This window comes from Crossiella sp. CA198 (assembly GCF_052078295.1).
GTDB lineage: Bacteria > Actinomycetota > Actinomycetes > Mycobacteriales > Pseudonocardiaceae > Crossiella.
Genome location: NZ_JBQJIM010000003.1, coordinates 212,240 through 223,413 on the forward strand (window position 1 = coordinate 212,240; position 11,174 = coordinate 223,413).

The 11,174-nt window shown below is 69.9% G+C and carries 12 protein-coding genes; 6 read left to right on the forward strand and 6 right to left on the reverse strand.

The window, feature by feature from the left end:
- Positions 1–94 precede the first annotated feature (94 nt).
- Together ACTOWY_RS06085 and ACTOWY_RS06090 are read left to right on the forward strand one after the other, a co-directional pair.
- Positions 95–979: a DUF2293 domain-containing protein gene (locus ACTOWY_RS06085; RefSeq protein ID WP_441308614.1), complete on the forward strand. Its 885-nt coding sequence runs from the start codon at positions 95–97 to the stop codon at positions 977–979.
- On the forward strand, positions 976–1,113 hold the full coding sequence (locus tag ACTOWY_RS06090) for a DUF2293 domain-containing protein (RefSeq protein WP_441308615.1): 138 nt from the start codon (positions 976–978) through the stop codon (positions 1,111–1,113). Before ACTOWY_RS06085 ends, ACTOWY_RS06090 begins: the two co-directional genes overlap by 4 nt.
- Here the strand turns inward: ACTOWY_RS06090 and ACTOWY_RS06095 are convergent.
- Together ACTOWY_RS06095 and ACTOWY_RS06100 are read right to left on the reverse strand one after the other, a co-directional pair.
- Positions 1,097–2,035 (reverse strand): GNAT family N-acetyltransferase, encoded by a 939-nt coding sequence (locus tag ACTOWY_RS06095; protein WP_441308616.1) that lies wholly within the window; start codon positions 2,033–2,035, stop codon positions 1,097–1,099. The two genes, ACTOWY_RS06090 and ACTOWY_RS06095, sit on opposite strands and share 17 nt — an antisense overlap.
- Positions 2,036–2,459: 424 nt before the next feature.
- A complete protein-coding gene (locus tag ACTOWY_RS06100) occupies positions 2,460–3,659 on the reverse strand; it encodes a DUF6923 family protein (RefSeq protein WP_441308617.1) in 1,200 nt (399 codons plus the stop codon).
- 131 nt (positions 3,660–3,790) lie between these two features.
- On the opposite strand from ACTOWY_RS06100, the gene ACTOWY_RS06105 reads away from it, so the two are divergent.
- A complete protein-coding gene (locus ACTOWY_RS06105; protein ID WP_441308618.1) occupies positions 3,791–4,549 on the forward strand; it encodes a bestrophin-like domain in 759 nt (252 codons plus the stop codon).
- A gap of 27 nt (positions 4,550–4,576) precedes the next feature.
- On the opposite strand, the gene ACTOWY_RS06110 is transcribed toward ACTOWY_RS06105, so the two are convergent.
- From ACTOWY_RS06110 to ACTOWY_RS06120, 3 genes are all read right to left on the reverse strand, one after another.
- The gene (locus tag ACTOWY_RS06110) at positions 4,577–5,353 is read right to left on the reverse strand and encodes an SDR family oxidoreductase (protein WP_441308619.1); all 777 of its coding nucleotides are present in this window, start codon (positions 5,351–5,353) and stop codon (positions 4,577–4,579) included.
- A gap of 79 nt (positions 5,354–5,432) precedes the next feature.
- Entirely contained in the window at positions 5,433–5,813 is a 381-nt protein-coding gene (locus tag ACTOWY_RS06115) for a hypothetical protein (RefSeq protein ID WP_441308620.1), read from the reverse strand.
- A 94-nt stretch (positions 5,814–5,907) separates the two neighbouring features.
- Positions 5,908–6,099, reverse strand: a complete 192-nt coding sequence (locus ACTOWY_RS06120) for a hypothetical protein (protein ID WP_441308621.1) — start codon at positions 6,097–6,099, stop codon at positions 5,908–5,910.
- A 94-nt stretch (positions 6,100–6,193) separates the two neighbouring features.
- On the opposite strand from ACTOWY_RS06120, the gene ACTOWY_RS06125 reads away from it, so the two are divergent.
- Complete coding sequence (locus ACTOWY_RS06125) at positions 6,194–7,333, forward strand: histidine kinase (RefSeq protein WP_441308622.1); 1,140 nt, start codon at positions 6,194–6,196, stop codon at positions 7,331–7,333.
- Between the two features lie 145 nt (positions 7,334–7,478).
- Positions 7,479–8,150, forward strand: coding sequence for a response regulator (locus tag ACTOWY_RS06130; protein ID WP_441308835.1), 672 nt, complete (start codon positions 7,479–7,481; stop codon positions 8,148–8,150).
- Here ACTOWY_RS06130 and ACTOWY_RS06135 read toward each other — a convergent pair.
- On the reverse strand, positions 8,080–9,708 hold the full coding sequence (locus tag ACTOWY_RS06135) for a serine hydrolase domain-containing protein (protein ID WP_441308623.1): 1,629 nt from the start codon (positions 9,706–9,708) through the stop codon (positions 8,080–8,082). The genes ACTOWY_RS06130 and ACTOWY_RS06135 overlap by 71 nt on opposite strands.
- A 348-nt stretch (positions 9,709–10,056) precedes the next feature.
- Between ACTOWY_RS06135 and ACTOWY_RS06140 the strand changes: the two genes are divergently transcribed.
- Entirely contained in the window at positions 10,057–11,148 is a 1,092-nt protein-coding gene (locus tag ACTOWY_RS06140) for a hypothetical protein (protein WP_441308624.1), read from the forward strand.
- Positions 11,149–11,174: the final 26 nt, after the last annotated feature.

Sequence of the window (11,174 nt, forward strand, 5' to 3'; positions counted from 1 at the left end):
CAGCATTTCCCCACACCTGCTCACCCATACCCGGAGGTACGTGATCAGTTTGTCCCGTTCCCCAGTCACCGCACCGGCCTGACAGACTGGCGTGGTGGTCCAGGCAGTCAAGTCCAAGCTCGAACGGCGCGTCACCGAGGCGGCCGTGGCGTTGCTGGCGAAGAAGAAGTTCGTCTCCCCGGTGCTCGTGCTCAACCGGCTCGGCTGGCTGACCGACAGGCGGATCGGCGACTGGGAACAGGGCCGGATCGGCTCACTCACCGAGGCGATGACGGTGCCGCCGGACAAGGTGGACGCCGCACTCGGGCACCTCGAGCACTGGGCACGGCAACAAGGTCTGACCATCGAGGTGGTGGACTATGTTGCGGCGACCCGGGATCGTCGGCCGTTGCGGTTCAGCGTATCCGGTTCCTCCTTGGCCGAACAACGGTTCAGCACGCACTGGCTGGCGGCAGGACTCTCGCAGGCACAACGGGATCGGGTGGTCCAACGACAGAAGTCGGCACCTGATCTGGTGGTCCTGCGCACCGAGGGCGGCTGGGCCTGCGCGGACTGCGGTGATTCGGACACCTACCAGTTCGTCGAGGAGAAGCGGCCGCACTGCCTGGAATGCGCTGACCTGGACCACCTGGTGTTCCTGGCGGCCGGCGACGCCACCCTGACCCGGCGGGCGAAGAAGGCGAGCACGTTGTCCGCGGTGGTGCAGCGGTTCAACCTGTCACGCAAGCGGTTCGACCGGCTGGGCCTGCTCGTCGAGGAGAACGCGCTGGAGGCGGCGGAGGAGCAGTGCTTTGCCGACGCCGAGGTACGTTCGCGGCGACGGGAGCGGGACACGGTTCGCCGGGGCGAGCAGGACCTGGAGTTCCAGGCCCGGCTCGCCGCGGAGATCCTGCGGCTCTTCCCCGGTTGCGCCTCCGCCCGTGCCGAGGCGATCGCTCGGCACGCGGGTGCCCGCAGCAGTGGCCGGGTCGGGCGGTGATCGCCTCGATCCGGCATGAGGACACCGGCTACGACGCGATGCTGATGGCCGGGGTGCCGCGAACCGTTGCCAGGGAACGGATTCGCGACACCATCGACGACGTGCTGGACCGCTGGGTCAGTGGGGCGCGCTGAACACCAGGCGCATCTCGATATTGCGGTAGCCCCCGCGGGTGAAGGCCGCGGCCATCGGCTGGTTCACCAGATCGGTGTCCGCGACCACTCTGGACGCGCCCAGTCCGGCGTGGTGGCGGGTGATGTGCGCGAGCAGTTCGTGGATGTAGCCGTGGCCGCGGTACTCAGGCAGCACGCCCAGGTAGCCGACGACGGCGTTGCTCGCGTTGCGCGAGGGCAGGGCCAGGCCGACCAGGTCGCCACCCGCGGTGTAGGCCAGCCGCCACCAATCGCGGGGGCCCGGCATCTGGTCGCGGTAGAACTCGAAGTCGGCGCGGGCGTGCGCGTCCACGCCGACCGCGGTGACCCCGCGCCGGGTCTCGGTGTCCAGGCTGCCTTCGGTCAGGCGGCGGAACACCGACAGCACCACCTCGTCGTCGGGTTCGGGGCGGAAATCCAGGCGTGCCGGTGGTTCCGGCAGGCCGTCAGCCGGGGTCCACTCGAAGCGCAGGCGTTCGTTGTCCTCGGTCAGCCCGGCGCGGGCGGCGGCGGTGCGCCGCCAGTCGACCGCGGCCACGGACACCGGGTCGGCATGCCAGTCCAGCGGCAGCTTGAGGTGGTAGGCGGGCAGTTCCGGCGCGCCTTCGGCCAGGAACTTCTCGTGTGCCACGTTGAGCAGGTCACCGACCAGGATGACGGGGTCGGCGACGGAGTGGTGCACGTACAGGTAGTCCAGGGCGAGCGGGTGTTTGCCGTCACCGAAGCCCCACCACATGGCGCGGGCCAGGACCCGGTCGCCGTCCTCGGCCAACCATGTCCACTGTGGACGGTACTGGCCGGCGGCGCGGCGTTCGTCGTACTGAACGGCGGTGGCCCAGTCGAACGGGGCAGTGTGATGCGGCGTGCGGTCGAAGTCGGCCGCAGCGATGGAACGGAACTTCATATGGAGCTGCCTCCAAGGCTAAGATCAGGAGGCGCGCGCTGGATCGGTCAGGCGATCCGCGGAGGCGCCGGAGGGAACGCGTACATCTCGGGCCTCCTTTCCCTGCACAAGGGCCGCTCGCTGCGGCCGGGCACAGTCTAGGACATGCCCGCGCCCGGCCGCCGGGATTTTCCGGCTACGGCCGGGCGCGGGCGGACTCGCGAGCACGTCGGCGGGTACTCAGGCTCGCGAGAATCTCGGGGCGCCAGCAGGTCGGCAGGCTGGCCAGCTTGCCGGTGCCGGGGGCCGGGTCGAGCACCAGCCAGCGGCCCAGTCCGCACCAGGTGGGAAGGACCCGACAGGGGTCACCGACTGGCGGGTCCGGGCAGGCGGTCACCGATATCCGGGCAGCACAGTGGCGCCGAGGTGTGGGGTCGAGCCGCGGTCAGCGATGGGAGCGGACAACGCGGAGCGCGGCGCCTGAGCCGAAGATGATCATCACCACGGTCACCACGGTCCAGCGTCGCTGGTCACGGACCAGTGAAGACGAGGCCTGAGCCCTTGGTGTGGGACGGGCTGAGGCTCGGGCGACGACCGGCTTCGCCGGAGGCGGGGGTGGAGTGGCGCGGCTTGGGGGCGGGGGTGGGATGACGGGGGCCGGGCGGGTGGTTGTGGTCGTGGTGGGGGTTGGCGGGGCAGGTGGGGGTGGGGGGATCACGGCGGGGGGCGGGGGTGTGGTGGTGGGCGGCGCGGTGGGGGCTGGGGTTGACTTCACGCAGCCTGCGCCGTCGGTGCTGGCCAGGGCGGGACCGGTGTTGACCTCGGTGAAGGTGTTGTCACCCAGTTGGATGCGGTACAGGCGGCTGGCGCGGCGGTGGTCGTTGTTCAGCACCCACAGGCCGTTGTCGGCCGGGTCCAGCACGACCGCGCCGTAGGTGCTGGAGCCGGGCAGGCCCTTGAGGACCTTGACCTTGGTGACCTTGCCGTTGCCGGGGTCGACCTTGACCAGGGTGCCGTTCCCGTGGCCGGTGTTGGAGATGCCGTAGAGCTTGCCGTCGGCCGGATTGTGCGCGAAGTCGTCCAGGTCGTCGGAGAGCCAGTGCCAGTCCAGGCGGACCGAGTGCACCAGGCCGAGGAAGCTGGGGCTTCGGGGATCGATGTCGATCGCGTAGAGCTTGTCCCATTCGCGCACGTACAACCGGTTGCCGACGACCGTGCCCGCGAAACTGTCGATCAGACCGCTCCACGGCACCGGCACACTGCCCGTGCGCCGCACCGGGCCGAGGTCCTTGACCGCTCCGTTCTGGTCGATGCGCACGACGTGACCGCCGTCACGGAACTTGCCGGTCCGGTCCCGGGAGGCGATCCCGTACACAAGGCCCTGCGCCGGGGCATACCCGATCGAGTTAACGGCTAGGTCCAATGGCTGTGGGGCGCGGTTGGGCAGACCGGACGGCAGTGTGACTCGCAACAGGGTGGACAGGCCGCCGTGGGAGGTGGCGCGTACCTGGTAGGCCGTGCAGACGCTGGCCGCGTCGGCCTCGATCGGGCTGAGCCCGCCACTGCTGAGGAAGAGCAGAAACGAGGTACTGCACAGTGCAACCAAATGGCGCGACCACCGTATCGGAGCAACTGAATACGACAATCGGGTACTCCTTTCAGGATCGCGCTGATTCGCTCTGCTTACAGCATCGGATCGTCATCGCTTCGCGACTGGCCCGGACTGTACTCCTCACAGTAGACCGTGATGTAATCCCGGACCAGAAAGGAGCTGAATTGAACCTCTACCTGTCGGGCTTGCTCTGGGTCGCCGGAGTCGCTGTGGTGGTCGCGGCCTTGGCCGTCCTGTTCCGCAGATTCGGCTCCGACGAGGAACGACTGAGCAACAACGAGTCAGCCGGATTGGTTTTCACCATTGTCGGCGGACTGCACGCGGTGGTCACCGCGTTTGTGCTGATCTCCCTGCTGGACACGGTCAAGTCGGTGGGCGACGACTCGACCAAGGAGGCCAACAGCATCGTCGCGGTGAACTGGGCCGCGACCTCCTTCCCGGATCCGGTGCGTGGCAAGGTCGAGGAGCTGACCAGGTCCTACCTCGGCACCGTGCTCAACGACGAGTGGCCGAAGCTCCGCCAGGAGCAGGAGGTCGACGAGGACGGCTGGCAGAAGCTGGACGAGCTGCGCAAGGTCATCGCGGAGGCCCCGGCCGAGGGTCACTGGCTGGAGAACCGCAAGACCGAGGCGTCCAACCAGCTCTGGGAGGCCTACCAGGCACGACAGTCGCGACTGGACGCCGCCAGCGGCGGGGTCAGCACGGTGATGTGGTTCGCGCTCATTCTCGGCGCGGTGATGTCAGCGTTGTTCCCGTTCCTGTTCGGCGGCCCGAAGCTAATTCCACATATCGTTATCGTAGTGATCCTGACCGCCGCACTGACTCTGCTGCTGTTCGCGATTTACCAGCTGGAAAACCCGTTCAGCGGCGGTGTCAAGGTCGATCCGGACGCATTCAGCTCAGCCCTGGACCGGTTGCGCTGACCTTGTCGAGTCATCCCATGTCCGGTTTCACTGGCTTTTTCCGGTCTCTTCGGCGAGGAACTCGGCGAATGTGACCGTTCCGTGTGCGTGTTCCGGTGCGAGGTGTTCACCGTTTCGATACGTGGTGAACACCTTGCCCGGGAATCGCACCGGCAACAGCCTGCGGCGCTTGCCCCGCGCACGCAGGTACAGCCGGGCGAGGTCACTCACCAGGTGCGTTTCCGGGCCGCCGAGGTCCGGCACGTTGCCGGCGGGCGTGCCGGTGGCGAGCGCGACGAGCCGTTCGGCGACCTCGGTGACCTCCACCGACTGCACCCGGATCCCGGACGGCACCGGCATGATCGGCAACACCGCCAGCCCACTGAGAACCCGGAGCACCAGGTCGTGGAACTGGGTGGTGCGCAGGATCGTCCACGGCAGCCCGGACTCGCGGACCACCGCTTCGGCCGCGAGTTTGCCCCGGTAATAGGAGAACGGGATCCGGTCGACGCCGACGATGGAGATGTAGACCAGGTGCGGCGCGCCCGCGCGGACCGCGGCCTCGACCACCGTGCGCGTCAGGGCCGCGTCCCGCTTGCCGTTGACAACGGTGGCGGTGTGCACGATCGAGTCGACCCCGGCGAAGGCGGCGTCCAGCCCCTGTCCCGTGGCGTAGTCGACGGTGTGCCAGTCGACACCCGGATCGGGCTCGGCCGGGCGCGGGCTTCGGCTGGTCAGCCGGACCCGATGGCCCTCGCGCACCAGTCCGCGCACCACGGCCCGGCCGAGGGTGCCGCTGCCGCCGGTCACCAGAACCACACTCATCGCTGGGCCTCCTGTTCACGGGTTCACCTTGAGGACGAGCCACCCTGTCCGGGTGTGACCGCCCTCGACGTGGTCCCGGTCACCAGGCGTGCCAGCGTCCGGAATGCCGGTGTCGGGTTGGCGGAATGTCTGCCTCGGCCAGCGGGCCAGAGTGCGGGCGAGCGGCCGCGTTGACCTCGCGCAGCACCGTGGTGATGGCGCGGCGCAGGTCCTGGCGGGCACGTCGTTCCGCGTTGCGGGCCAGCCGGGCGATCTCCCGATTCCCGTTGTGGGCACGCGAATACGAGTAGATCGCGACAACCCGCCGGAACGCGACCGGCCGCGGCCGATGGCCGTGGTGCTCGGCCTCGGCGCGGATCGCCCTGCTGTAGCGCAGGTCGCTGACGGCCACCGCGTGCCAGGCCCGGCGATGAGCGGTCCGGGCGCGGGTTGACCTGATGTGGGTTGCGGTGCGGGACATGGGACTCCCCAGGTGAGCACCGCCAGGTATCTCCTGGCGGAACTACCTGAAGCCCAGGGGTCCTGATTTCCGCAGCGCGTCCATGCCTGGGACGTTAGCCGAGGCTCGGCCTTGGTGGGGCGCGTTGTCCACAGGGGAGGCGGACCTCGCGGTGGACGGCGACGAGGCGGTCACGGGCCTCGGTCTGGGCGATGACGCGGGCGTCCAGCACAGCCAGCACGTGCTCGCCCTGGGCAGCGAACTGGCGGAGGCCGGCACGGCCGGTGCCGGTATCTCGCGGTTCCATTGCGGACAGCCTGAAACCCAGCCGCCAGTGACAGGGCCAAGAGATCGGACCCTGGTCCGATGTCACCCCACCGAACTCCGGTTACGGTCCTGTGGTGTCGGAGTCCTGCATCCCGCGTTTCGGGTCGCGAGCGTTACTGGTCACCGACGCCCTGGTGGCGGTCGTCGTGGTGGTCGTGGCCGGGGTGCGGACAGCCTACGGCTTCACACCCGTGGGCGGCCTGGCTGCGAGCTGGGTACTCGCCGTGGCGGTCGGCGCGCCGCTGGCGGTACGACGCCGGTGGCCGACGGCAGTGCTGGGCGTGGTGCTGGTGGCCGCGACGCTGGCGACCTTGGCGGAGGTTGCCGGAGACGTGGTGGCGCCGGCGGTGGCGTTCGCGCTGTACCCGGTGGCGCTGGCGGCGTCGGTTCGGCGGGCGACCGTGGCGCTGGTGGTCACGCTGGGTGTGGTCGTCGCGGCGGGACTGATCCGTGCGGTGCTTCCGGTGGCGAGCCCGCCGGGGGTCGAGTCGTTCGGCCGGACTCCGGTGAGCGCGTTGCTCTACGTCTGCGTGGTGGTGGGCGTGGGGTGGGCACTGGCCAGGGCGGTGCGGGCACGGCGGGACCATGCGGCGCAGGTGGCTGAGCTGCGGGCACTGCGAGCAGTGGCCGAGGAACGGCTGCGGATCGCCAGGGACATCCACGATGTGGTCGGGCACAGCCTGAGCCTGATCGCGCTGCGGGCCGCGGTGGCCGGCCACCTGGCCGACCAGGGACACCCGGCGCTGAGCGAGATCGAGACGATCAGTCGGCGAGCGCTGGCGGATGTGCGCACGGTGCTCGGCGCGCTGCGTGACGTGGCCGATCCGGAGCCGGACGCGCGGCCGCTGGAGCGGCTGGTCGCGGATAGCCGGTTGGTCGGTCTGGACGTCCGGCTGGTGGCGCCTGATCTGTCCGCGGTGTCGGAGTCGGTGCGGGTCTCGGCGTACCGGATCGTGCAGGAGGCGCTGACCAATGTGGTGCGGCACGCTCAGACCCGGGAGTGCCGGGTCCGGCTGGCCGTTGAGGAGAACGAGTTGCTGGTGGAGATCGAGGACGATGGTCCCGCTCGTGGCCCGATCGGGCCGTCCGGGCACGGACATGTCGGCATGCGGGAGCGAGCCGCGCTGCATCGGGGCAGCGTGGTGGTCGGACCGCGCGCCGAGGGCGGGTTCGCGGTGCGGGCCCGACTGCCGTTGCGGCGAGGCGATGACTGAGCCGATGCTGCCCCAGCCAATGAGGACTGATCCCGTGACAACAGAGCAGGTGACGGCAGAGGCTGTGCTGACAGAGGCCGAGACGACCGGGACTGCGTCGACAGAGCCCGCGTCGACAGAGCCATCGAAGACCGGGCCGATCCGGCTGGTGCTGGCCGATGACGAGCCGATGCTGCGCAGCACGTTGCGGCTGCTACTGGAGGCCACTTCGGACGTGGTTGTCGTCGGCGAGGCGGAGAACGGGCAGGTCGCACTCGACCTGGTCGCCGCGCACGAGGTCGACCTGGTGCTGATGGATGTCCGGATGCCGGTGATGGACGGGATCGAGGCGACCACCCGGATCACCGCCCGTCCCGGGGCGCCCAAGGTGCTGGTGCTGACCACCTTCAACCTGGACGACTACGTGTTCCGGGCGTTGTACGCGGGCGCCAGCGGGTTCCTGCTCAAGGACACCGCGCCGAAGGACCTGCTGGCCGGGATCCGGGTGGTCGCCGCCGGGGAGTCGCTGCTCGGGCCGAGCATCACCCGCAAGCTGATCGCCGAGTTCACCGGCGAATGGCGACAGCGGCAACCGCTCCGGCAGCTCACCGGGGTGACCGAGCGGGAGCGCGAGGTGCTGGTGCTGATCACCCATGGCCTGTCCAACGTCGAGATCCAGGAGAAGTTGTTCCTCAGCCGGGGCACGGTGAAGACCCATATCGGGCGGCTGCTGACCAAACTCGGCGCGCGGGACCGGGCGCAACTGGTCATCGCGGGCTACGAAGCCGGACTAGCGCGGCAACCCTGGTCAGCAGAACGTGCAGGCAGCCAACGGTAAGCACGGCCAGGAACACCATGAAGGTCGGGTAGAGGTAGGCGACCTGGAGCCAGGCGATGTCGCGACCGCGGAACAGCAGGCCGACAACGCGGTGGATGAGCAGGAACAGCGGCAGTGGCAGCAGGTAAGGCAGGAGCCGGGCGGCCAGGCGCAGCGGGCTGAAGCTGGCCGCCCGGTTCAGTGAGCTGGGACTGAAGCTGGCCGCCCGGCGCGGTGGGCTGGCGGGGGCTGCGACCGGTGTGGGGCTGACCGTGGTCGTGGGCGGCGATGTGCCGATGCGGGAATGGGCCCAGCGGCGGGATCTGCGGATGCCTCGAGCGGCGAGGAGCAGGGTCGCGGCGGCCAGGGTGAGCAGGATGATGTCGGTGACGAGCAAGGGGTTTGTTGGCGGGGTGGGTTGGGGGCGGTCTTCCAGCAGGGCGATGAGGCGGTGGGCCAGGGCGGGGGCGTCGGCGTGGGTGGTGCCGGTGTTGGCCAGGACCGCGATGCCGTAGCCGGTGTCGGGGAGCAGGGCCTGGTAGGCGGTGGCGGTGAACAGGTCGCCGCTGTGCGCGATCAGCTTCGCGCCTGAGTCGGTTCGGCCGGTTGACCAGCCCAGGGCGTAGTTGCCCGAGGTGGGGGACGGGGTGTGGGTGGCGGTGATGGTCGCCGGGGTGGCGATGGTGGCTCCGGTGGGGCTGCGGCCATTACCGGTCTGGGTGATCAGCCAGGCGGCCAGGTCCTGGGCGGAGCTGAGCATGCCGCCGGAGCCGTTGCCGAAGGCCGGGGGTTCGGGGAGAGCTAGCGGGAAGCCCAGGATCAGCAGGTGGCCTACTGGGCCTGGGAGGTCTTGGGCGGTGTTGAGGGTGTGGGTGTTGGTCATGGCCAGTGGGGTGAGGATGTGCCTGCGCAGGTAGTCGGCGAAGGGTTGGCCGCTGACGACCTCGACCAGGCGGGCGGCCACCTGGAAGTTCGGATTGTGGTACTCCCAGCGGGTGCCTGGGTCGGTGGCCAGCCTGGCTTCACGCATGGACGCGACCGACTCGGCCAGGGTGTTGGGCTGGGGGCGGGTGAAGGACGGGAATGTGGTGTCGGACAGGCCTGATGTCTGGTTCAGCAGCTGGCGCACGGTGATCGAGCCGGCCCGGGAGTCGGCGATGCTGAACTCGGGCAGGTAGGTGTGGGCCGGGCGGTCGAGGTCGAGGCGGCCCGCTTCCGCCAGCTGTGCCACGGCCAAGGCGGTGAAGGACTTGCTGAGTGAGGCGATGGGCATCGCGGTGCCGGCGGTGACCGGTTCGCCGGACGGGGTGCGGCCGTAGCCCGCGGCGTGCAGGACCCGGGTGCCGTGGGTGATGGTCACCGCGGCGCCGGGGAGGCCGGTGGCGTCCAGGTACTCGCGGACGATCGTGTTGATGGCGGCCGGTGTCACGGCGGCCGATGCCGCGGAGGGCCGGGAAGCGGTGGGCCGGGACGCGGTGGGCCGGGACGCGGTGGGCCGGGACGCGGTGGGCCGGGCCATAGAGGGCGGGTCGACGGAGGGCGAGGGCACCGGGGTCAGTGCCGCGGTGGTCGGTGTCATCGGGGTCGCTGCCGCGGAGAGCGGGGCCGCGCGACCCAATGGCGCCCTGGCAGATGCCGCATGGGTCGGGGCTGTGTGGGTCAGGGCTGTGGGGGTCAGGGCCGTGAGGATCGGGGCCGTGTGGATCGGGGCCGTGTGGGCTGATGCCGTGGTGGCGAGGGTGGGGAGCAGGGTGCTGACAAGTGCGGTGATCGCGGTCAGGAGGAAGGGGCGTAGGGGCACGGGTGGAGTTTGGGGTGGGGCTGGGGCTTGGGGATCGGACCAGGATCCGATCTTGGGGGTTGGCGGGCGGGTGGTGTGGGGTGGGAAGCGTCGTGGGGCGGACGGGCGCCCACCTAGACTGCGGCGATGGCACCCGATGGGTTTTCGGTCGACACCGCGGTCGAGGCGGTAGAGGCGGCGATCGCGGCGAAGAAGCTCTCGCTGCTGGAAGCGGCCTATCACGACCTCGCCTCGGCCCCGACAGACGTGCTGGCCGCGCACTCGGCCGCGATCGGCCCTCGGCTGACCGCCCTGCTGCCCGAGATGCCGCAGTGGCATTCGGCCGTGTACGCGGTGTTCGTGGGCGCGCTGGTGGAATGGCAGGCGGACGCGGTGGCGTGCGCGCCGCCGATCCTCGACGGTCTGCAGGAAAGTCTGGAAGACGCGATCGAGTTCGCTCGCTTGTGGCGCAACAGGTTCGGCGAGGACGCCGAGTTGCCGGAGCCGACCGAGATGCCCAGCGAAGAGGTGCAGGACCGGCTCGGGCCGGACTTCGGGGACGTCTGGCACGCGCCGTACTTCGGCTGGCACACCGTGCACAAGTGGGAGATGGCCGCGGTGGCCGTGCTCGCCGATCGCCGGGTGCGCCGGGGGCTGACCAACCGCGCCGAACTGCTGGAGCTGATCGACCGGCTGGAACCGGACTACGGCGATCTGCGCTGCGTCCAGTGGGCGCTGCTGCTGCTCGACGAGGAACCGCTGCTGGTGCTGGACCGCGCCTCCGGGCGGGCCTTCCGCATGCGGATGAGCGGGATCGCCGGGAACTACCAGCTCCAGACGTTGCTGGCCGGGGCGCTCATCGGGGGCGGGCACCTGCCGGGACAGGCGCCTACTGCCGAGGCGGTGGCGCTGAGCAGTGTCGCGGAGATCGACATGAAGGCGCTGGACTCGTTGCCGCACACGGTGGAGTGCTTCAACTTCGCCGAGCCCTCCGGCCGCTGGATCTGGGGCGAGTCCACGCCCAGCCGGATCCCGGTGGTGGACGGCATCCGCAGGCTGGTGCTGGACCCGCCGGTGTTCACCCACGCCTACCAGGCCGTGCGCTTCCTGCCTCGGGTGCCCGGACGCCTCGACCTGGAGGAGATCCTGGAACCGGCCGAGGCCGCGCCCTACTTCGCGGGCGTCCAGGACCTGATGCCGGTGCAGGAGGCCAGTCGGCTGGCTTCCGAGGGGTACTGAGCGGATAGCCACGGAAAGGCCCGGTC